At 74.6% G+C, this 21,048-nt stretch carries 20 protein-coding genes; 10 read left to right on the top strand and 10 right to left on the bottom strand.

The genetic code is table 11. The annotated features are described in order from the left end of the window. The 3 genes from D6689_10155 to D6689_10145 form a co-directional block, all read left to right on the top strand. The coding region (locus D6689_10155; GenBank protein RMH41805.1) for a hypothetical protein at positions 1–497 on the top strand (497 nt) is incomplete at its 5' end. 300 nt (positions 498–797) lie between these two features. Beyond that, a complete protein-coding gene (locus D6689_10150; GenBank protein ID RMH41804.1) occupies positions 798–2,462 on the top strand; it encodes an N-acetylmuramoyl-L-alanine amidase in 1,665 nt (554 codons plus the stop codon). Next, on the top strand, positions 2,411–3,571 hold the full coding sequence (locus tag D6689_10145) for a hypothetical protein (protein ID RMH41803.1): 1,161 nt from the start codon (positions 2,411–2,413) through the stop codon (positions 3,569–3,571). The genes D6689_10150 and D6689_10145 overlap by 52 nt, the downstream gene beginning before the upstream one ends. A 16-nt stretch (positions 3,572–3,587) precedes the next feature. Here D6689_10145 and D6689_10140 read toward each other — a convergent pair whose 3' ends face one another. The 3 genes from D6689_10140 to D6689_10130 all read right to left on the bottom strand — a co-directional run bounded on the left by D6689_10140 (position 3,588) and on the right by D6689_10130 (position 6,816). Then, positions 3,588–4,922, bottom strand: a complete 1,335-nt coding sequence (locus D6689_10140) for a hypothetical protein (protein ID RMH41802.1) — start codon at positions 4,920–4,922, stop codon at positions 3,588–3,590. Next, on the bottom strand, positions 4,919–5,398 hold the full coding sequence (locus D6689_10135) for a hypothetical protein (protein ID RMH41801.1): 480 nt from the start codon (positions 5,396–5,398) through the stop codon (positions 4,919–4,921). The genes D6689_10140 and D6689_10135 overlap by 4 nt, the downstream gene beginning before the upstream one ends. A gap of 140 nt (positions 5,399–5,538) precedes the next feature. After that, a complete protein-coding gene (locus D6689_10130; protein ID RMH41800.1) occupies positions 5,539–6,816 on the bottom strand; it encodes a threonine/serine exporter family protein in 1,278 nt (425 codons plus the stop codon). 196 nt (positions 6,817–7,012) lie between these two features. Between D6689_10130 and D6689_10125 the strand changes: the two genes are divergently transcribed. Next, complete coding sequence (locus tag D6689_10125; GenBank protein RMH41799.1) at positions 7,013–7,606, top strand: hypothetical protein; 594 nt, start codon at positions 7,013–7,015, stop codon at positions 7,604–7,606. Between the two features lie 211 nt (positions 7,607–7,817). On the opposite strand, the gene D6689_10120 is transcribed toward D6689_10125, so the two are convergent. Then, positions 7,818–8,066, bottom strand: coding sequence for a hypothetical protein (locus D6689_10120; GenBank protein RMH41798.1), 249 nt, complete (start codon positions 8,064–8,066; stop codon positions 7,818–7,820). Between the two features lie 18 nt (positions 8,067–8,084). Between D6689_10120 and D6689_10115 the strand changes: the two genes are divergently transcribed. The 3 genes from D6689_10115 to D6689_10105 all read left to right on the top strand — a co-directional run bounded on the left by D6689_10115 (position 8,085) and on the right by D6689_10105 (position 11,810). Then, a complete protein-coding gene (locus tag D6689_10115) occupies positions 8,085–9,113 on the top strand; it encodes a response regulator (GenBank protein RMH41797.1) in 1,029 nt (342 codons plus the stop codon). Between the two features lie 42 nt (positions 9,114–9,155). After that, a complete protein-coding gene (locus D6689_10110; protein ID RMH41796.1) occupies positions 9,156–10,346 on the top strand; it encodes a TonB family protein in 1,191 nt (396 codons plus the stop codon). A 108-nt stretch (positions 10,347–10,454) separates the two neighbouring features. Beyond that, the gene (locus D6689_10105) at positions 10,455–11,810 is read left to right on the top strand and encodes an energy transducer TonB (GenBank protein ID RMH41795.1); all 1,356 of its coding nucleotides are present in this window, start codon (positions 10,455–10,457) and stop codon (positions 11,808–11,810) included. A 232-nt stretch (positions 11,811–12,042) separates the two neighbouring features. Here D6689_10105 and gcvH read toward each other — a convergent pair whose 3' ends face one another. The 4 genes from gcvH to D6689_10085 are packed head-to-tail and all read right to left on the bottom strand — an operon-like array spanning position 12,043 to position 15,922. Beyond that, positions 12,043–12,435 (bottom strand): glycine cleavage system protein GcvH, encoded by a 393-nt coding sequence (gene gcvH, locus D6689_10100; protein ID RMH41794.1) that lies wholly within the window; start codon positions 12,433–12,435, stop codon positions 12,043–12,045. Next, positions 12,432–13,535 carry a glycine cleavage system aminomethyltransferase GcvT gene (gcvT, locus tag D6689_10095; GenBank protein RMH41793.1) on the bottom strand — a complete coding sequence of 368 codons (1,104 nt, stop codon included), beginning with the start codon at positions 13,533–13,535 and terminating at the stop codon, positions 12,432–12,434. The genes gcvH and gcvT overlap by 4 nt, the downstream gene beginning before the upstream one ends. 12 nt (positions 13,536–13,547) lie before the next feature. Further along, positions 13,548–14,636, bottom strand: a complete 1,089-nt coding sequence (locus tag D6689_10090) for a hypothetical protein (GenBank protein RMH41792.1) — start codon at positions 14,634–14,636, stop codon at positions 13,548–13,550. Then, the gene (locus D6689_10085) at positions 14,576–15,922 is read right to left on the bottom strand and encodes an SDR family oxidoreductase (GenBank protein ID RMH41791.1); all 1,347 of its coding nucleotides are present in this window, start codon (positions 15,920–15,922) and stop codon (positions 14,576–14,578) included. The genes D6689_10090 and D6689_10085 overlap by 61 nt, the downstream gene beginning before the upstream one ends. A 1-nt stretch (position 15,923) precedes the next feature. On the opposite strand from D6689_10085, the gene D6689_10080 reads away from it, so the two are divergent. The 3 genes from D6689_10080 (at position 15,924) to D6689_10070 (ending at position 19,128) form a co-directional block, all read left to right on the top strand. Continuing rightward, positions 15,924–17,651, top strand: coding sequence for a hypothetical protein (locus D6689_10080; protein ID RMH41790.1), 1,728 nt, complete (start codon positions 15,924–15,926; stop codon positions 17,649–17,651). 45 nt (positions 17,652–17,696) lie between these two features. Further along, on the top strand, positions 17,697–18,371 hold the full coding sequence (locus D6689_10075) for an NUDIX hydrolase (GenBank protein RMH41789.1): 675 nt from the start codon (positions 17,697–17,699) through the stop codon (positions 18,369–18,371). Between the two features lie 190 nt (positions 18,372–18,561). Then, positions 18,562–19,128: a hypothetical protein gene (locus tag D6689_10070; protein RMH41788.1), complete on the top strand. Its 567-nt coding sequence runs from the start codon at positions 18,562–18,564 to the stop codon at positions 19,126–19,128. Between the two features lie 148 nt (positions 19,129–19,276). Here D6689_10070 and dacB read toward each other — a convergent pair whose 3' ends face one another. Then, positions 19,277–20,776 carry a D-alanyl-D-alanine carboxypeptidase/D-alanyl-D-alanine-endopeptidase gene (gene dacB, locus D6689_10065; protein RMH41787.1) on the bottom strand — a complete coding sequence of 500 codons (1,500 nt, stop codon included), beginning with the start codon at positions 20,774–20,776 and terminating at the stop codon, positions 19,277–19,279. Positions 20,777–20,844: 68 nt separating this feature from the next. Continuing rightward, positions 20,845–21,048: hypothetical protein (locus D6689_10060; protein RMH41786.1), on the bottom strand; the 204-nt coding region annotated here is incomplete at its 5' end.

The following is a 21,048-nucleotide window of genomic DNA, read 5'->3' as shown; positions in this document are numbered from 1 at the left end:
TCGCGTGGTGCCTCGACAACTGTGATCCGCTCAATCCCACGAGCTGCACGGGCGACAACGAGGCCTGCTACATCGAGGAAAAGGCGGACGACGGCGGCGTGTGCATCCGCAAGGTGGACGACCTGCCGGCCGGCTCGGATTGCATGTTCACCAACGACTGCACCAACGGCACGCAGTGCCTCGGGGGCAAGTGCCGCACCCTGTGCGGGACCATCACGCAGATGTGGAACCAGGACGCGATGATGCAGCTCACGTGGCCGAACTGCTGCGGTTCGAACTGCACCGCTGCCGACAAGCCGTGCCCCGGTCTCAACGAGATCTGCTGGCTGATCGGCTCGTCGGATGGCCAGGGCGTGCTGGAATACGTCGGCTTCTGCGAGACCGATTCCGACGCCTCGAACACGGACGGCACGGGGCTCGACTGGACCTGCGACTGCGCGAACCCCGCGGCCAACGGCGAGGTCTGCCAGGAGGTGCCGGGCACCGGCGGCAACTAGCCACGCGCGACGCGATCGACGAGGGGCGGCCTGCGGGCCGCCCTTTTTTTGTGGGCTGCCGGCACGCCGCGTGGACGCGCGCCGGCGGCCGTGAGCGCGGTGCGCGGAGGTGGTATCGACACCTACGTGCATTGCTAGGGTAGGATGACGTGGGACGACCGGGATCCTTCGGCGGCGTGCAACCGGAAGGTTGCAGGGGCCACTCCCCAGGCGGCGCACGAACGCGACGGGCGCGCGCGCAGTTGCACGCGTGTCGCCGGTGGCACGCGCGCTGCACTTCCTCCCTGAGCCGGGGAGGAGGTGAAACAGATGTTTCGCAATGCGCTGCTTCGTTTCGTCGTCGCGGTCCCGCTCGGACTCGCGTTCGCATGTGCCGGGGAGATCACCGCGCCCGCGCCCGACGGCGCGGGAGACGAGTCTGCTGGCGATCCGGAAGACCTGTACACGGTGGACCTCGACGACCTGTTCGACGAGGCCGCGGCGGAGTTCGGCGTGCCGTCGCCGCTGCTCGCGGCGATCGGCTACGTCGAGAGCCGCTGGGAGATGGTCGTCGGCGACGCGCACGACGATCAGGCCGCCGCGTACGGAGTGATGGGGCTGCGCGGCGACCGCATCGCGCGCGGCGCGCGGCTCGCCGGCATCGACGAGGACGACGTCAGGTTCGACGAGCGCGGCAACATCCGCGCGGCGGCCGCCCTGTTGCGCGAGCAGGCGGATGCGCTCGGCATCGACCCGGACGCGGACATCGGCGCGTGGGCGCCGGCGGTCGCGGCGTTCAGCGGCATCGACGACGAGCTGGCGCGCGCCGCGTACGTGGTCGACGACGTCTACGGCGTGCTCGCGACCGGCGCGTCGCTCGCGGCCGAGGACGGCACTCCGATCGCGACGATCGAGCCGCAGCCGTCGGTGGTGCCCGCGTACGCGCGGCCGCCCGAGCCGGAGGTGCCGCAGGGGACGGCGGACTACCCGAGCGCGGTGTGGCGCCCGTCGCCCAACCACAGCGCGCGGTCGACCGGTTCGATCGGCAAGATCGCGATGGTCATCATCCACACGTGCGAGGGCGGCTACTCGGGCTGTTGGGGCTGGTTGCGCAACACGGCGGCGGGCGCGAGCGCGCATTACGTGGTCAAGGAAAACGGCGCGGAGATCACGCAGCTCGTCCGCGAATACCGCAAGGCATGGCATATCGCGGCCAGCTATAGCTGCAGCCGGAACGGCGGCGTCGATTGCTGGCGCAACGGGTACAACAGCAACAACTTCACGGTCGGTATCGAGCACGCGGGCTATGCCAGCCAGAAGTCGTTCCCATCGGGACAGATCGAGGCGTCGGCGAAGCTCGTGTGCGACATCACGCGCGACCACGGCATCAAGCGGGACAAGTACCACATCGTCGGCCACGGACAGCTTCAGCCGTGGAACCGCACCGACCCGGGCCCGAACTGGCCGTGGACCCACTACCTCAACCGCGTCCGCGCGTATTGCGGCGACGGCGGCGGCAGCGGCGGCAGCGGCGGCAGCGGCGGCGGCGGCGGCGGCGGCGGCGGCGCGATCGTCGTCGACTCGAACAACAGCCGCAACGACGCGTCGAAGGCCAAGATCGTCGTGTCGTCGAACTGGACCGCGTCCAACGCGACGGCGGGGTACTACGGCACCGGCTACTGGTGGGCGAGCACGCAGCCGGTGTCCGACGGTGCGGAGTTCCGCTTCTACCTGGCGGCGGACGCGACCAAGACGATCGACGCGTGGTGGACCGCCGGCTCGAATCGCAGCGACGCGGCGCCGTTCGTCGTGTTCGACGCGGCCGGCAACCGGCTCGCGACCGTCAAGAAGAATCAGCGCGTCGCTGGCCGGCAGTGGAACACGCTCGGGACGTGGCGGTTCAAGAAGGGCTGGAACAAGGTCGTGCTGTCGCGGTGGGCGCCGTCGGGGGCGGTGGTGGTCGCCGACGCGATCCGCGTCCGGTGACGGCCGCGCGCATCGCGGCGGCGTGTGCGCTCGGTGTGCTCGGCTGCCGGCCGTCGACGTCCGGGACACCGGAGTCGCCGGCCGCGCGGCCGAGCGCCTCGCTTCCGGTCGCGCCCGCCCCCCGGCTCGACGGTGACGCGGCGCTCGCCGCGGCGCTGGCGGCGGCTCCGGGGCGCATCTGGTTCGCCGAGCGCGCCGCCGGCGGCGACGTGCGCATGCGGTCGATGACGCCGGGCGGCGACGACCTGCGCGATGAGGCGCCCGCCGACGCCGCCTATTATCCCGGGCCGGGGCGGCGCGCGCTCGCCATCGCCGTCGTCGAGGGGCCCGAGGGGGCGGACCACCGCGAGCAGCTCGCGGTGCGCGATGCGACCGGGCGGTGGCGGCGCGTCGGGCCGGTCGCGGGCGTCGTCCGGCGCCCGAGCGCGCCGCCGGCCGGCGACTGGGCGGTGGTCGAGACGAGCGCAGCGAGCTTCCGCGACCTGTACCGCGTCGACCTGGCGACCGGCGCGGCGACACGGATCACCTTCGACGGCGACGGCGCGTTCGACCCGGACGTGTCGCCGCGCGGCGACCGCATCGCGTTCGTGTCGACGGCCGGCGGGGACGGCGCGCTCGTCGCGATCGACCCGGACGGCGGTCGGCGGGCTTCGCTGGTGGACCAGCCCGGCCAGGAGACGACCCCGCGGTGGTCGCCGGACGGAACGCGGGTCGCGTTCTGCGGCGACCGCGATGGCCCCGAGCGGCTGTTCGTGGTGGAGGTCGCGAGCGGACAGGTGTCGCGGGTCACCGGCCTCGACGCCGCCGACCGGCACGAGTGCGACCCGGTGTGGTCGCCCGACGGCCAGCGCATCGCCTACCTGCTGCACCACGCCAGCGGCGCGCGCGAGCTGTGGGTGGCGCGCGTCGACCGCGGCGCGCCGCCGGTGCGGGTGTCGCGCGCCGGCGCGGCGGTGGTGACGGCGAGCTGGTCGCCCGACGGCGCGTTCCTCGCCTACGACGAGCACACTCCGGCGGGACGCCACATCGAGATCGCGCGCGCCGACGGCAGCGCGCGCGTGCGGCTGCGCGCCGCCGCCGACCGCTGGCTGCCGCGCTGGCGGCCGTGACGCGGGCCGGCGCGGCTCAGCGACTCGCCGCGCGCCGCGGGCCGGGCGCGCCCTGCGCGAGCCACGTCTTGACCAGCTGCAGGTCGCGCGGCGGCAGCGGCGGCAGTCCGAGGGGCATGCCGGGCCGGTCGCCGGCGGGCCGCGCGACGATCGCCGCGTCGCCGTACACCGGGCGGGCATCGCGGGCGGCGGCCTCCGCGTGGCGCCGCAGCAGGCTTTGCAGGAGCAGCGGCGGCGAGCCGTCCGGGCCCGGGTCGAGCACCGACACGCGGCGGCCGCCGCGCAGCGCGCCGCGCCGCATGCCCGCGTAGGTCTCCAGGTCGAGCCCGGCGCCCGCGAACCCGAGCCCGCCGGTGTTCCCCGGGCCGCCGTCTCCGCCGTTGGCGTCGGCGTTCATGTGGCAGTGGACGCAGATGCGACCGAACACGCGGGCGTAGACCTCGTCGAAGCCGACCGGGCGGTCGAGCACGGCGACGTCGCCCGCGCGCAGCGGCGCCGGAGGCGCGGGCACATCGGCGTCGCCCGACAGCAAGTAGTCGGCGATCTGTTCGATGTCGCCGGCGGGCAGGTCGAGCCGCGGCATGGTCGACCGCGGATCGACCGCTTGCGGGTCGGCGATGTAGCGCACGAGGACGTCGCGCGGGATGCGCGCCCGCACGTGACGCAGATTGGGCGCCAGCAGTGCCCGCGATTTCATCGCCGCGTACAGCGCCGGCGTGTAGTCGGCGCCGAACCGCTCGTTGCCGACGACGTGGCAGCTCGCGCAGCCGGCGCGCTCGAACGCCGCGCGTCCGGCCGCCACGCGTGCGGCGGACGGCTCCGGCGCCGCCGGCGCACCCCGCGGCACTGCCTGGTCGCCGGCGAGTTCGCGCAGGTACGCGACGACCGCATCCTTGTCGCGCGCAGACAGTTGTACCGGCACCATCGACTCGTCCAGGTGCGGCCGCAGGTCGAACGGCGCGTCGAGGAACGCGCGCAAGAACTCGGGGCGTACGCGGCGCGCGATCGTGCCGAGGTCCGGCAGCCGCGTGAAGTGTTCGATGGACTCGAGGTAGCGGTCCCAGTCGGGGTATCGATGGCGGTGGCGCGCGATCGCGTCGGCGTCGCCGCGGGTCGACAGGATCCAGGTGTGGCAGCCGACGCAGTGGCGGCCGCGCGGCGCCGGCGAGACCCCGCGGCCGTCGCCGGCCGGGTCGGTCACGTCGTGGCAGCGCGTGCACTCGGCGCGCTGCATCGCAGCTCGGCCCCGCCGCGCCTCGGCCGACAGCGGGCGAGCGGCGGCCGGCGCGGCGGCGCTGGCGCACGCCGCGGCGACGACGGCCGCGCGGGCCAGCTGACCGATCGGCGTCATCGCGCCAGCGCCGCCTCGTGGGACGCGGCGAGCTCGATCGCGGCTTCCACCGCGGGCGGCCGCTGTCCGCCTGGCACCGCGCCGGACTCGGCCGCCGCGAGCGCGGCCTCCTGCGGTTCGCGGAATTCCCCGCGCACCAGGTGCACCGCCGCGATCCCGGCGAGGTGGGCCGCCAGCGCGTAGCTGCGGGCCGCGCCGTCGGGATCGTCGATCTCGACCCGCAGCCGCGCGGCGCGGTACGCGGCGCGCAGCCGGATCCGGATGTCGGCGCGGTCGTCGTATGCGGCGCGATCGTACAGCCGGATCGCGGCGTAGTACTCCTCGGCTTCGGCGAGCGCCTCGGCCTCGGCCAACAGGTTCTCGTCGGCCGGTTCGAGGCGCATCGGCATGCCGCAGGCCGCGGCTGGCCGGGCGGCGGCCGCGGCGAGCGCGGCGGTGACGGCGGCGGTGAGGACGGCAAGGACAGTGCGCTTCATCGAGGATCCTCCAGGTCGATCGGGTGGCGGACCGGCGGATCGCCGGTCTGTGGTGTGCAACGCACGGGCGGCGCCGGCGGTCTACGCGGCCGCCGCGTCGCCGCGCACACGTACGCGCGGCAGCGACCTCGCACACCGACCTACAGACTGCGCCGGGGTGGGACGGCGGCGTGCGCGAGCAACAGCCCGGCGACCAGCGACATCGCCACGAGCGCCATCGCGAACGCGGTGTCGACGCCGGCGATCACGTCGCGCTGCACCAGCGACGTCAGGCTGCGGAACCCGAGGCTGCCGGGCACGAGCAGCAGCAGACCGGGCACCAGCGGCACCATCGCGGGCCTGTCGGTCCGGCGCGCCCACAGGTTGCTGCCGGCCGCAACGACGAACGCGCCGACCGAGGCGCCGAGTTCCGGTCCGACCAGCCACGCGCCCAGGCGCGCGCCGTAGAACGCCGCGGCGCACGCGACGACGATGCCGGGCATGGCGCGCGGCCGGGCGTGAAACAGCACGGCGATCGCGATCGCCGCGACCACCAGCGCGACCGGCTCCGTCCAGTCGGGCAGCGGCGCGCCGCGCGCCGGCGGCGTCGGGCCGAGCGCGCGCGTCACCGCCAGCGTGCCGAGAGTCACGCCGAAGCCGATCTCGAGAAACGAGATCCCGGCCGCGGTGAGGCGCGCCGTGCCCGACACGAGGTTGCGAGTGGCCAGCTCGTGCATCGCGACCGTCAGGGTGAAGCCGGGCACGAGCACGATCAGGCCCGCGAGCGTGGTGATCTGCGCGGATGCGCCGGCGCCGGCGTGCGCGGCGAGCGCGGCGGCCGCGCCCGCGACCAGCGACGCGAGCAGCTCGAACACATGCGCGCCTGCGACCGTGCGCGTCGTCGCGATCGCGAGCGCGCCGATCGCCAGACCGATCGCGCCGGAGGTCGCGATCTCGGGAACGCCGCCCGCGAAGAACCGCGCGACCGCCGCCGACGTCGCGGCGAACGCGACGAGCGTGGCGAGCCGGCCGAACCGCGGCCGGGCGCCGGCGATCGCGCGGACGCGCGCGAGACCGGCCGCGACGTCGAGATCGCCGGCCACGACCTCGTCGGCCACCGCGTCGAGCGCCTCGAGTTTGCCCAGGTCGACGTCGCCCGGCTGGACGCGGACCATCACCGGTCGCTGGTCGCGCAGCGGGCCGAACGCGACCAACAGCTGCGTCGGCGTGGTGAACACCTGCGCCGGCTCACCCAGATGACGCGCGACCTTCGCGAGGGCGCGCTCGAGGCGGTGTGCCGGCGTTCCGGCGCGGTGCAGCGCGACCCCGAGTTCGACGACGAACTCCCGCGCGTCGGCTTGCGCGTCGCCGGCCATACCGGGACTTTGCCACGGACCCGCCGCGCGCGATCGCTTCAACCGCGGCGGCGGCTCGCGCATCTATCTGGCAGTGCACCAGTCTGCTACCGCCTTCGCCAATTGCTCGCGACGCCAGCCGCGTCGGACGTCCTCCCCAAAGTCCCATCCGTCGTTTGCCGGCCGGTCTCGCTCGCCCCGCGATGAGCGTTGCGATCCGGTCGTGGGGACCGCCGGCCTCCCGGGGGCGGGCAGGACCGAACGATCGCGCATCGGACGGGTGGTCGCGCTCGCGGCCGCGCTCGCGGCGCTCGGCTGCGGCGACGGCGACGACCTGGACAGCGACACCGAGGCGCGGTGGGCGTATCTCGGATTCGACCGCGCGGTCGACCGGGCGCTCGGCCTCGGCTTCGCGGGGTTCAACGCGGCGACGAGCGCGAACATCCCCGTTCAGGAGGCGGCGGGCGACGTGTCGGGCACGATCACCGTGGCCGGCCAGGTCGACCAGGGCGCGTCCGCCAACAAGGAGATGCGGCTCGTGTTGACGCTCGACGGGTATGCGGACGGCGCGGTCGACGATCCGGTCACCGCCGGCGTCGTGGAGGAGATCGCGATCACCTACGACACCGATTCCGCCGCGCTCCCCTCGCTCGACATGAGCCTGCGCGACATCCCGGACGGCACGTTCACGGGCACGCTGGCCGGAGAGATGTTGTTGTCGGGCGACGTCGACGCCCGCGCGGTGTTCGCGCTGTCGCTGTCGGGCGGGTTGATGGCCGACGGGGACGACGTCGTGCGCGAGCCGGGCACGCTCACGATTGTCGGCACCGTGACGTCCGGCGACGGAACCTACGAGGTTCACGTGGAAAAGTGAGCGCGGCGCGCCGGCGCCGGGGCCAGCGCGCCACACCGCGGCGGAAGTGCACGGGAATCGAACCCGCCGTACCGTCGCTCTCGCGAGGCACCATTGGCTTTGAAGGCCAAGCCCGGCACCAGTCCAGGAAGCACTTCCGCGGGCCAGTGTGCACCGGGCCCCGGGGAGGTTCAAGCGGTCCGGCCGGGGATCGGCCGCGCGCGATGGCCGCCTACCGGCTCCAGCGGCGGCCGAGCGCGTACAGGGCGACGCCGGCCGCGGTCACGGCGATCCCGAGCGCAGCGGGGGCGCCGGTATGGGCGAACACTGACGACGCGCGCTGGGGCGACGCGAGGTCGAGCAGGTGGTCGGCGAGCGCGACCGCGCCGAGCATGCCGAGCAGCGCACCGGCGGTGCGCAGCCGGCCGCTCCACCGTTTTTGCCGGCGCGTCGGTCGCATCGCGGCGACGATGTAGCACATCCGCCGCGCACGTGCTGGTTGCTCGGCGACTGCGGCCGCGATACCCTCGATCTCGTGGGGGATCCCGCGATCACTGGCGCGCGGTCGGACGTCCCCGAGCGGCGTAAATTCCGCATGCTCGTCGTCGACGACGAGCCGGAGAACGTCGAATTCCTCAAGCGGATGTTCCGGCGCGACTACGACGTCGAGGTGGCGCAGAGCGGCACCGAGGCGCTGTCGCGGCTGGAGGCCGAGCCGTTCGACGTGATCATCACGGATCAGATGATGCCGGGGATGACCGGCACGGAGCTGCTCACGCGTTCGATCAGCCTCGCGCCGGACGCGATTCGCATTCTGGTGACGGGGTTCCCCGATCTCGAGACGGCGATCTCGTCGATCAACGAGGGCCGCGCGTACCGGTTCTTCACGAAGCCGATCGATCGGCGCGAGCTGGTCGGCGCGGTCAATTCGGCGCTCGACCAGCTGCGCGCCGGCGAGGTGCTCCAACGCCAGATCGATGCGCTGACCGCGGAGCGCGACGCGCTGCGCGCGAGGCTCGACGAGCTGGAGCGCAACGTCGCGGCCGAGGTCGACCGGCGCGCGGCGGCGGTGGTCGAGGAGCTGGCTCGGCTGCGCGAGCGCGACCCGTTCGACGACGAGACGCTGCTGTACTGCAAGTCGGAGATGGTCCGCCGGGTCGAGGAGGAGCTGGCGCGGTCCGAACGGTTCGGGCTGCTGTGTTCGTTCGCGCTGTTGCGCGTGGTCGGGCTCGACGACCTGCCCGACCCGAGCGTCGCGATCGACCGCATGTCCGATCTGCTGCGGCTCGCCGTGCGCCGATTCGACGACGCGGCCCGGTGGTCGCGCGACACGTTCGCGCTGCTGATGCCGCACACCGATCAAAAGGGGGCGGAGGCGGCAGTCGCGCGGCTGCACGCCCTGGCGGCGTCGGACGACGACGGCGCGCCGCCGTTGCCGCTCGAGGGCGCGATCGCGGTGTATCCGGCGACGGGCACGACCGCCGACGAGTTGATCGCCGAGGTCGAACGCGTGCTCGGCGCGCGCTGATCGTCCGGGGCGGCGCGTGCCATACTGGCCGGGATGCCTCGGATGCGCGCGGCGGCGGCGCTGCTGTGGGCGATCGCTCTGCACGTGTGGCTGCTCGCCGGGCTCGCCGGCCCGCGCGGGTTGCCGCCGTCGGCGGCCGGCACGTCGGTCGCCCCGGCGCCGTCCGTCGAGCCGTTGGTGCCGGTGGCGCTGGTGACCGCGCCGCCGGGCGCACTCGGGCCGCCGCTCGAGGTCGCGATCGGGCCGGCGGACGTGGTCGCGCCGGCGGTCGGTCATCCGTTGCCGCGCGGCGGCGCCGACCTGCCGGGCCAAGCGGCGGCGTCTCGCGGCGGCGGCGCCGCGGGCGGGCCGGACACGTACACCGGGCGGCGCGACGGCGAGTCGTTGCGTGCGCAACCATGGAGCGCCGCGGACCGCTACCGGATCGCGCGCCGGCGCACGGCGCGCCGCGCGTCGAGCCGGGAGGCGCTGTCGCGCGCGCCCGCGCCCGGGTGGGACGACCGCCGCGCGCGCGGCCGCCGGGCGCGGGCGGGCCGCGACCAGGGCGCAGCCGGTGGCGCGCCGGTCGCGGTGCGGCCCGGCGGTACGCTGGCGACGGCACCCGCGCCGTCGCCGGCGCGGGCGCGCCCCGCGGCTGTGCGCGGCGACGTGGTAGCCGGGCCGGCGGCCCCGCGCGTCGACCGCGGGCCCGCGGCGGTAGAATCCCATCGCGACGGCCCAGCGCGCGATGCGGTCGACGCGGTGGCGGCCAGCGACGAGCGCCGCCCCGGGCCGTTCGAACTCACCCGGCCGCGCGCCGGCGGCCGCCACGACGGGGTCGCCGGGCCGGTGCCGGCGCCGGGCGTGGCGCCGCGCGGGCGCGGGTCGTCGACGGCGGCCGTCCGCGCCGCGCTGGCGCGGGCGCGGCGGCCCGGCGCCCTGCGCGCGCGGCGCGACGATCCCTACTTCCGCGACATGTACCGCCGGATCGACGCGCTCGTCGAGTTTCCGCGGCAGCTCGCGCTGTCGCTCGAACAGGGCGAGGTGGTCGTGCGGTTCACGCTGCTCGCCGACGGCTCCGTCGCCGACGTCCACGTCGACAAATCCAGCGGCTTTGCCGCGTTCGACGCGGAGGTGCTCGACGCGCTGCGCCGCGCCGCGCCGTACGGCCCGGTGCCGCAGGCGCTGTTGCGTGGCCGCGATCGCGTGGTGGTGCGCGCACCCTACCTGTTCGGCAATCCCATCGTGAGGTGACGACGGCGCGCGGCCGGTGCCGGTTCGGATCGACCGTCCGGTTTCGGCGAGCGGCTGCGCCGGCCGGCCGTATACTGACTGACGGATCCGATCCCAGGAGACGACGCCTTGGCAGTGACCGCACGCCGCCGCCGGAGCAGGTCGCGGGACCACTACCGCCCGCTGGGCGTCGTCGCGGCCGCACTGGCCGTGCACGCCGCATTCCTGACGTTCGTGCCGCCGCCGACGGGGGGGGCGCGGTGGGCGCGGCGCGATCGAACGGTCGCGACCGCGACCGCGGTGTCGGGGCCCGGCGGCTCGTTCACCGTCGATACGTCGTGTGCGGGCGAGGCCGTCGCCCACCTGGCCGCGCGCGCGATCGGGTGCGCCTGGCGCGCGGGCGGCCACGTCCGCGCGTGCGTATCGGACGCCCTGCGGGACTATCGATTGGCGCTGATCGACTGCAGTGCGCCGGATGCGGACACCGTCGCGCAGATCGAGCGCGACGCCACGCCGCTGCTCGATGCCGACTCCGTCGACGCGGTCGACCTCGACCTGGTCGACGCGTTCGACAAGATGGTCGAGGAAAAGGTCGAGGAACGGCTCGACGGACAGGTCGTCGACATCCCCGCGCCCGCCGTCGAGCGCCGGCCGGACCACTACGACTACCTGGCAGAGTACGACAGCACGGTCGACCGGCAGACCGTCCGCCGCGGCGCGTTCGACGAGCGCGGCCGCGCATCATCGCCGCCGTCCCGCGAACCGGCGGAGGCGCCGCGCGCGCCGGCCGCCGCGTCTTCCGAAGCGGGCGGCGACGGCGCGCTGTCGATGCGCCGGCCCGGCGCGCCCGGTCGTCCGGCGCCCGCCGCTTCCGCCGCCGCGACCGCGGGGTTCGATCGGGTCGCTCCCGATGGCATCGGCGCGGCCACGCGCGGAGAGGTCCAGCCGCGGCCGCCGTGGGGGCCGGCCGGCGACGGCGGCGAGGGCGGGGCGGGCGCCCGGCCGGGCCCGCCCGGTGGCGGGCCGAACCTCACGCCGACACCCGAACTGATCGAGCGGGTGGCCGGCGGCACGATGGACCACCTGCCCGGCGTCGAGGAGGGTGAGACGACCGCGCTCAACACGCGCAAGTTCAAGTACGCGACGTTCTTCAACCGCGTCAAACGCCAGGTCGCACAGAACTGGCACCCGGAGGAGGTCTACCGCCGCCGCGACCCGACCGGCAACATCTACGGCGTCAAGGACCGCATCACGGTTCTCACGGTGTCGCTCACCCGCGACGGCGCGCTCGATGAGGTCGTCGTGTCCAAGCCGTCTGGCGTCGACTTCCTCGACGAGGAGGCGATCCAGGCGTTCCGCCTCGCACAGCCGTTCCCGAACCCGCCGACCGGTCTGGTGGACGACGGGACCGGCCGGATCACGTTCCGTTTTGGCTTTGCGTTCGAGATCGAACGCGGCAGCGGCTGGCGGATCTTCCGCTATTGACGCGCGCGAGCCCGCTCGATTCCTCGCGGATCGCCGGGGACGCCGGCGGCGGCTCGCCGTCGCGACCGCCCGGGCGTCACCCGTCGCGTGCCGGCCGGCGTCACGGGCATCGGGCTGCTCGCCGGCGAACCGCCCGACACGCAAACGGGGCGCAAGAACCCGACATCGGCGCCGTCGCGCCCGCTGCGTGTCGCGGCGGCCGGCGGGCGGGCACCGCCGGCTGCGACCGTCCCTACTCCTGCTCGGCGACGAACTCGGCGTAGGCGTCGGCCGACATCAGCTCCTTGGCCTCGTCCGGATCGGTCATCTCGATCTGGATCAGCCAGCCCTCGTCGTACGGGTCCTCGTTGAGGATCTCGGGCGAGTCGTTGATCGGATCGTTGACCTTGACCACCTTCCCCGACACGGGCGCGTACAGATCCGACACCGCCTTGACGCTCTCGACCGAGCCGAACGATTCGTCCTTGGTGACCTCGTCTCCCTCGGCGGGCAACTCGACCATGGTGACGTCGCCGAGCTGGTCGACGGCAAACTGGGTGATCCCGATCGTGGCGACGTTGCCGTCGATCCGGGCCCACTCGTGCTCCTTCGTGTAGAGCAGGTCCTTGGGATACGCGTCACTCATGCTGGCTTGTCCTCCCGCTTGTAAAAGGGGCCCTTGACCACGGTCGCGTCGACCCGCTTGCCGCGGCAGTCGATCGCGATGCGCCCGCCGGGCGATGCGAGCGCGACCGGAACATACGCCAATCCGATCGATCCGGGCACCGAGATCCCTTTGGTGCCCGACGTGACCTGCCCGATCGGCTCGCCCCCGGCGTCGACGACCGGGTAGCCGTGGCGCGCGATTGCGCGCTCGTCGATGCGAAACCCGATCAGCTTGCGCGAGACGCCGGCGGCCTGTTGCGCGCGCAGCGCGTCGCGGCCGATGAAGTCGCCCGCGTCGAGCTTGACGACCCAGCCGAGCCCCGCTTCGTAGGGCGTGGTGGTCTCGTCGATGTCGTTGCCGTACAGGCAAAGCCGCGCTTCGAGCCGGAGGGTGTCGCGGGCGCCGAGGCCGCACGGCGCGGCGCCGGCCTCGATCAGGGCGTCCCACAGGGCGCGCGCGCGGTCGGCGGCGCAGGCGAGTTCGAACCCGTCTTCGCCGGTGTAGCCGGTGCGCGCGACCATGCACGGGACGCCCGCGACGTCGGCGCGCACGAACGAAAACCGCGGCACGTCCGCCAGCGGCGCCGGCGACAGGCGGTCGACCACAGCGACCGCGCGCGGTCCCTGCACCGCCAGAAGCGCCGTCGCGTCCGATTCGTCGCGGACGTCGGCGAGGTCTCCGGCGCGCTCGCGCATCCACGCCAGGTCCTTGGCGATGTTCGACGCGTTGAGCACGATGAGGTAGTCGTCCGCCGCGCGGCGGTAGACGATGCAGTCGTCGACGATGCCCCCCGCGTCGTTGCACATCACCGTGTACAGCGCCTTGCCGTCGGCGTCGAGGCGGCGCGCGTCGTGCGTGATGAGCCGCTGGACGGCCTCGCCGGCGCGCGGACCGACGAGCGCGCCCTCGCCCATGTGCGACACGTCGAACACGCCCACCGCCTCGCGCACGGCGCGGTGCTCCTTGATGATGCCGGTGGGGTATTGCACCGGCATGTGCCAGCCGCCGAACGGGACCATGCGCGCGCCGGCGGCGACGTGCGCGTCGTACAGGGGCGTGCGTTTGAGCTCCTCGGCCACGGTGGCGCGATACTACACGGTCACGTGGTCCTTGACGACGGCTCGGTCGCGCGTTCGACCGCCGGTCTCGAAGTGGCCGGTGCCCGGGGCCACCAGCCGCATCTGCTCCCGCCACGGCCCGCGCCGCCCCGCCCGCCGCCACAGGGTGACGCGCAGGTCGCCGACCTCGGTGTTGCTGCAGTACGCCGGCTCGCCGTCGGGGTCGGCGTAGCGCGCGACCACCATGTCGTCCGGCCGGCACGAGAACTCGCCCTCGATGCGGACGTCGCCGCGCTCGGCGCGGAACGCGTAGCGGCCCGTCGTCCACGTGCCGCGCGCGCGGAGGGTGTCGGCAAACCCGGTCATGCAGTATGCGGCGCCGCCGGCGTACAGCGACAGCAGCGTCAGCGGCGGCGACACCCGCCCGCGCCGACGCAGGCGAACCGTGAGCACCTCGAACGCGGCGCCGGGGTGTCCGTCGAACGCGTTGCAGTGGCCCCACGCCCACGCGTGCGCGTGCTTGCGCCCCCACAGGTGGGTCTGCCCGCCCGGGTCGCCGGAAAACTCGACCGCGCGGCCGTCGACGCGCACCGTTCCGCGCACCGGCACGTCGAGGTTCGGCGACAGCACGGTGGTGTCGCCGAGGCCGCCGCGGCGGTACATGAGGCCGGGCAGGTGGCGGTGCGTGTGCGCCGCCGGCCGCCAGCGCAGGTCCCAGGACACGTCGTGGCCGGCCCCGGCGATCGCGCCGCGCATGGCGTCGTGGCGCAGCTCGGCGTCGCCGATGCGCACGCAAAACGGCCGGTCGCCGGCGGAGAACGTTTCGATCGGAACGACCCGGTTGATCGCGAACGTGCGCGACGGGTCGCGCTTGTCGAACCGCGCGAACCACAGCTGGGCGTACGGGTCGCCGCGTCCGGCCAGCGGCGCCTCGAGCGTGTAGCGGATCCAGTAGCCGGTGCGCGACGCCAGGTGGTTGCACGTGAGGTACCAGACCTCGTAGTGGCCGCGCCGGGCGCCATCCCACCGGCACGCGTTGTCGGCCGCCGTCGGCGGGGCGGTCATCGGCTGGCCTCCGGCAGGGTTCGCGTCGGCCGTCCGAGGGCGCGCGCCGCCGCCCACGACAGCGCGCGCGTCGGCAGCAGGCGCGCGCCGAGCGCGGTGAGCTTGTTCGGCGCACCGGTCACCACGTTGCGGCGGCCGCGCAGCATCGCGCGCAAACCGATGCGGGCCACCTGCTCGGACGGCATCATGAACCGGCGCTGCGCGGCGGACAGCCGGTGGCCGGCGACCTCGGCGAACTCGGTCGCGGTCGCGCCCGGCATCAGGCAGGTGACGGTCACCGGCGTGCCGGCCAGCTCCGCCGCGAGCGCGTTGGAGAACGCGCGCACGTAGGCCTTGGTGCCGCAGTAGTTGGCGAAGTTCGGGATCGGCACGTAGGCGACGACCGAACCGACGTTGAGCAGATAGCCGCGGCGGCCGCGCGACAGCAGATGGGCGACCGCGCGGTGCGACAGTTCGGCGAGGGCGACGACGTTCAACTCGAGCATCTGGGCGTGGCGCGCCCACTCCGTAGCGACGAACGGCTGGTAGTCGCCGAAGCCGGCGTTGTTGATCCAGATGTCGAAGCCGCGTGCGCACGCGGCTTCGGCGAGTTCGGCGCGGCCGCCGGCGGTCGCCAGGTCGACCGCGATCGGGATCGCGTCCACGCCGTGGTCGGCGCGCAGGCGGGCGGCGAGGGCGTCGAGGCGGTCGCGGCGGCGCGCGGCGACGAGGACGTCGCAGCCCCACCCGGCCAGCAGCCGCGCCATGTCGGCGCCGATCCCGCTGGACGCGCCGGTGATGACGGCGCGGTGATTGCGAAGGTTCGGCATGGCCGCGAGGCTATCGCAGCGCGGGCGGGTAGTGCGGTACAAATGGAAGGTGCGGGCGCGAGCAGGAGGTACCATGCGAGTGGCGAACCGGACGGCCGCAGCGGCCGTCGCGATCGGGTTGGCGGTCGGTTGCGGCGGCGGCGGCGACGACGACGACGACGCGGCGCGGCCGGACGCGGCGGTGCCGGCCGACGCGGGGGCGTCGGCGCGCCACGTGCTGGAGCCGCCGGAGCCGGGCGGTGGTGCGCCGTGGGGCGCGCTGCCGTATCCGTCCGACCTGTACCTGGATGCGTCCGGGCGGCTCGCACTCACGAGCTTGCCGGTCGGTCCGAACGCGGACCCGCAGATGGTCGACATGATGCGCGACGCGCTGCACGACCTCGACGGGGCCGGCGTGCGGTCGTTCGTGTTCTTCCCCGTCGCCGGGGAGCTCGACCCGGCGAACCTCGACGGCCGCGTCGCGCTCGTCGAACTCGGCGATGTCCCGCGGCCGGTGCCGGTCGACGTCGTGTGGCGCGACGACCTCGGCGGCATCGTGGCGGCGCCCGCGTACGGCGTCGTGCTGCGCGAGCGGACCCGCTACGGCGCGTACGTGCTGCGCGCGGCCGGGGCCGCGCCGGCGCCGGCGTTCGTCGAGGCGGCCGACCTGACGACGGTGCCGTCGGATCCCGCGGTCGCGGCGGTGCAGGCGTCGGTGCGGCCTCTGCTGGAGGCGCTCGACGCGGACACCCGCGCGGAGGTCGCCGCGGCCACCGTGTTCACGACCGAATCGGTCACCGCCGAGATGGTCGCCCTGCGCGAGGCCGCCGCGGCCGCGCCGCCGGTGGTGTCGGCGGTCGAGGTCGTCGGCCCGGATGCCGCCGCCCTGGACGCGCTGTTCGGCGCGCAGGATCCCGACGCGACGCCCGGCTGGCTGCTCGGGATGACCCGCCCGCAGCCGCACGGGCACATCGCGGCGGTCGTCCACGGCGACATCGCGCTGCCAAACTTTCTCGCCGCGGAGCCGAATGTCGCCGGGCGTATCGAGTTCGACGCGGCCGGCGCGGCGGTCGTCAAGGGGACGCAGTCGGTGCGCTTTACGCTCGTGTTGCCGAAGACGGCGACCGACTATGCGAACCTGCCGGTCGTCATCTACGTCCACGGCATCAACCGCACGCGCATCGACATGCTCGTCGAGGCGGACACGGCGGCGGCGCGCGGCATGGCGACGCTCGCGATCGATGCCCCGTACCACGGCAGCCGGTCCTCCACCGCGGGCGATGGGAGAAACGATCTGACCGGCGACGCGGTCCCGGACGGCTTTGGGGACCTGGAGGGCCTGTTTCCGTCGGTCAACTTCTTTCACCTGGTGGCCAGCGGCGGCGTACCCGCGTACCACCCGGCGGCGATGCGGGACAACCTGCGCCAGGCGGCGGCCGAGATCTGCGCGCTGGCCGCGTTCGTCGTCTCGGGCGATCCGTCGCCGATCGACGCGGCGCTGGTCGCCGCGGGCTTGCCGGGGAAGCTGTCGTTTGCGCCCAGGGTCGGCATTCTGAGCGAGTCGTTCGGCGCGATGTTGGCGACCGTCGCGCTGGCGGTGGACCCGAACCTCGTCGCCGGGTCGGTGTGGTCGATCGCCGCGGGGTTCCCGTACCCGGCGATGCTGCACAGCGCGAACTTCTCCGGCACGTTTGCCGGCGTGGTGTTTTCTCCGTTCGACGTCACGGCGCGCGTGGCGCTCGGCGATCCGATCCGCGGGGCCCGGTTCGAACCGATCGTGATGTTGTACGACACGGCGATCGAGCGCGGCGATCCGCTCGCGTTCGCGCCGTATCTCGTCGCCGGGTCGCTGCGCGGCGGCAGCGGTCCCCATCTGATGATGACGATGTCGTGGGGCGACGAGTGGGTGCCGAACGAGTCGCACGAATCGATGTTCGCCGCCGCGGGCGTGCCGCGCATGCCGCTGGCGGCGCCGGACAGCCCGCCCGGCGACGTTCTGCGGTTCGTATCGCTTCCCGAGACGGGGGCGGCGCCCGTGCGCGGGAACCTCGGCGGCGGGCGCCAGACGGCGGCGGCGGTCGTGTGGTATCCGGCGAGCCACGCCGCCGTGCGCATGCTCAACGATCAGTTCGAATTCGTGTCGGACCAGCCTCCGTTCGAGCGGCGCGCGATGCCCGAACCGTTCGACAATCCGGCGGCCGAGGCGCACGCGATGTGGAGCCGATTCCTCGCCGAGGCGGTGGCCGGCGACGTGCCCAGCGTGATCGATCCGTACGCGCCGTAGCGGCGGCGATTGCGCGCCGGTGTCGCGGCCGGGCATGATGCCCGCATGCGCGTCGTGGACCTGATCGTGGACAGCGACGAACTCGTCGGCGCCAGCGGTGGCTTTCTCGCGCTGCGGCGGCTGCGTGTGCGCAACCGCCGGGCGGACGGCTCGGTGTCCCGACCGTACTGCGTCGACTTCGTCGTGCGCCCGAAGGGCGTCGACGCGGTCGTCGTCGCGGTCTACTGCATCGCCGGCGGGAGACCGCGCGTGCTCGTGCGCGACGGGTTGCGGCCGCCGCTGGCGTTCGGGCGCGCCGCGGGGGTCGCGCCGGTGCCGGACCGCGCGCGCTATCTGTACTTCCGCGAGGTCGTCGCGGGCATCGTCGAGGCCGACGACCGCGGGGAGGACGGCATCCGTCGCCGGGCCGCGATCGAGGTGCGCGAAGAGGCCGGGTTTCACATCGAGCCGGCCGATGTCGTCTTGCTCGGCGCGGGCAGCTTCCCGTCGCCGGGCGCCATGCCCGAGCGTTACTGGCTGGCGGCCGCTCGCGTCGACGATCCCGCGGCGCAGGAGCCGCTCGAGGGGGACGGCTCGCCGATGGAGGAGGGCGCGACGACCGAGTGGCTCGATCTCGACGACGCGATCGCGGCGTGCGTGGCCGGCGACATCGAGGACGCCAAGACGGAGTTGTGCTTGCGCCGGCTGCGCGACTGGCTCGCGTCGCCGGGCGCGCCGTGACCGGGGCAGCGCGCGGCGCGGGCGCGCACGGCCCGTCGGCACTCGCCGGGCGCGGCTGCTAGCAATCGACCCGCGCTCGTTCGGCGGCCGCCCCGTTTGCGCGCGTCGCCGCTACCATGGAGGGGTAGCCTACGGCGAGGGCCGGCCGGCCCGGGAGGGGATGATGGCGACCGTTCGAGAGACCTTGGGGGTGGACGTTCACGACGCGCCGGGCGCAATCGCCGCCGCGCGCCGCGACCTGGTCAACCACTGCCGCGTGGGCCGTGCGCCGCGCGGGGGACCGCGCTATCTCGCGACCATCGAGCGCGCGTACGCCGCGCTGTGCGGGGCGCCGCCGGCGCCGCGCGCGGCGGCACCCGCGGCGGCAATCGACGAGCGCGTCGCGCTGTGGCGCGACGCCGAGGGCGCGCGGCCGTCGCGCGCCGAAGTTCGCGCGTGGATCCTGCGCAGCTTCACACCGGGCGGTCGGCCCAAGTCGGGCCGCCGCGAGCGCCTGCGCGTCACGCTGGCGGCGCCGGACGCGCTGCCGCGCACCCTGGCGCTCGGGTTGCCCGTGTTCCCGCCCTGTCCGGTGTGTCACGGCGACGGTCACGTCGCCGGCCGCCCGTGCCGCGCCTGCGATCGCGGCCTCGCCGAGCGCGAGGCGGACGTGGTCGTCCGGGTGGACGGCCCGGGCGTCGCGGCGACCGTGGTCGAGCCGCTCGAGGCGGTGGGCATCGACACGATCGTGATCGACTTGCGCGTCGTCGCGGCATAACGCGTTTCTTCGATCGGTTGTGCGTGCAACGGTGCGGTCGGTTGCGCGGCGGCGCGCTCGGCTCGTCGCCCGCACGGTCGTCGCAGCCGCGGTCGGATGGCGGCTCGCGCGTCCGCGTCGGCTCGCGCGTCCGCGGCGGGTCGCGCGATCACGGCGGCTCGCGCAACCACGCGATCAACGCCTCGACGATGTCGTCTTGCAGCCCGCGCGCATCGCGCAGCGCGCCGCGCGCGTCCGGCACGTCGTTGACGAGGATCGAAAACGCGAGCGGGCGCGCGCCGTCGACCGCGACGTAGCCGCTGAGCGCCGACACGCCGTCGAGCGTGCCGGTCTTGGCGCGCACCTGGCGGTCGGCGGGGCCGTCGACGAACCGCTCGGACAGCGTGCCGTCGGCGCCGCCGAACGCGAGCGCGGCGACGAAGTCCGGTCCGTAGCGGAAGTCGCGGTAGGCCGCGCGCAACAGCCGCGCGAGCTGGCGCGGCGTCATGTCGGTGGCGTCGAACAGGCCCGAGCCGTTTTCGAGGCGGAAGCTGCCGTCGGCCAGGCCGATGTCGGCCACGAGGAAGTCGCGGACGGCGCGCTGCGCGTCGCGCCAGGTGGCGGGGCCCGGCTCGGCGCGCGACTCGGCGCCGAGGGTCTTGAACACCATCTCGGCGACGAAGTTGTTGGAGTACTTGCCCATGCCGCGGACGAGCACGGCCAACGGCGGGCTGGCGACCGCCGCGAGGCGCAGGGCTTGCGGCGAGGGCGTGGCGCGGACGACCGTGCGGCGGCGCAGCTGGATGCCCTCGGCGGCGAGCGCGTGGCGCAGGGCGGCGCCGAAGTACGCGAACGGATCGGGGACGCGCAGCCGGTAGCGCCGCACGCCCGAATCGGCGCGCACGCGGCCGGCGACCTTGACTTCGAGCGCGCCGGGGCGGGCGACTGGGACCACCGACACGCGCTGGCGCCCGGACCGGGTCGTGGCGACGCCGCCGGCGACGCGCACGTAGTCGTTCGGCGGATCGACCGACACGACGGCGGGCGCGCCGGCCTTCGCGCCGGGCCGCACGACGATCGCGACGGCGTTGAAGTTCAGCGCGAGCGCCGACACCGGCGCGCGGAACGAGGCGTGTTCGTCGGGCTGTTCGTCGAAGTGCGGCGGCAGCGCCTCCGCGTCGAAGTAGCTGTCGTCGAGTGCCAGGCCGCCGGTGACGCGGCGCACGCCCGCCGCGCGCAGTTGGCGCGCCAGGCGGCGCAGATCGTCGGCGTCGAGCGAGGGGTCGCCGCGGCCGACGGCGATCAGGTCGCCGCGCACCGTCCCGCTGGCCGCGTCGAACGTGTCCGCGTACACGGCCGTCTCGTAGCGGAAATCCGGGCCGAGGCGCGCGAGCGCGGCCGCGGCGGTGGCGAGCTTGGCGTTCGACGCGACGCTGTAGCCGCCGTCGCCGTCGCGCGCGTACAGCTCGCGCCCGGTGGCCACGTCCACCACCGCGATGCCCACCCGCGCGCTGTGCAGCAGCGGCCGCTCGCGGATGCTCGCTTCGACTGCCGCGCCGATCGCCGCGGCCGCGCCGTCGCCGGCCTGCGCGCGCGCGGCGGCGGGCGCGAGCGCGGCGGCGACCGCCGCCGCGCCGAGCGCGAGCGCAACGCGGGCCGGCGCGACCATCCGGGTCGACCGTACCACCGCGACCGGCCGCGCCGCCAACGCGCGGCACCGGCCGCCGTCCGCGGGGGTTACGCGGCGTCCGCCATGCCCGCGCGGCTCGCCGCCGCGCGCGCCGGCGCGTAGCGGAGCAGCACCGGCGCGCCGACGAACGCGAGCCCGACCACGTAATCGTCGGTGGCCGCGTCGGCACGAACCCACGTGACCCGCGCCTTGAACCGATACGACAGCCCGCACTCGTCGTCGTCGATCACGACGTCCACCGTGTCGTCCGT

The sequence above is a fragment of the Deltaproteobacteria bacterium genome (assembly GCA_003696105.1).
Classification (GTDB): Bacteria; Myxococcota_A; Polyangia; order Haliangiales; family J016; genus J016.
This window is presented reverse-complemented; position numbering and strand designations above follow the sequence as displayed.

Excerpts from the sequence above, each read along its gene's own strand:
- D6689_10140 (RMH41802.1), bottom strand. The coding sequence starts at position 4,922 with ATGACGCCGATCGGTCAGCTGGCCCGCGCGGCCGTCGTCGCCGCGGCG.
- D6689_10135 (RMH41801.1), bottom strand. The coding sequence starts at position 5,398 with ATGAAGCGCACTGTCCTTGCCGTCCTCACCGCCGCCGTCACCGCCGCG.
- D6689_10130 (RMH41800.1), bottom strand. The coding sequence starts at position 6,816 with ATGCGCGAGCCGCCGCCGCGGTTGAAGCGATCGCGCGCGGCGGGTCCG.
- D6689_10120 (RMH41798.1), bottom strand. The coding sequence starts at position 8,066 with ATGTGCTACATCGTCGCCGCGATGCGACCGACGCGCCGGCAAAAACGG.
- D6689_10110 (RMH41796.1), top strand. The coding sequence starts at position 9,156 with ATGCGCGCGGCGGCGGCGCTGCTGTGGGCGATCGCTCTGCACGTGTGG.
- gcvH (RMH41794.1), bottom strand. The coding sequence starts at position 12,435 with ATGAGTGACGCGTATCCCAAGGACCTGCTCTACACGAAGGAGCACGAG.
- D6689_10085 (RMH41791.1), bottom strand. The coding sequence starts at position 15,922 with ATGCCGCCGAGGTCGTCGCGCCACACGACGTCGACCGGCACCGGCCGC.
- D6689_10075 (RMH41789.1), top strand. The coding sequence starts at position 17,697 with ATGCGCGTCGTGGACCTGATCGTGGACAGCGACGAACTCGTCGGCGCC.
- dacB (RMH41787.1), bottom strand. The coding sequence starts at position 20,776 with ATGGTCGCGCCGGCCCGCGTTGCGCTCGCGCTCGGCGCGGCGGCGGTC.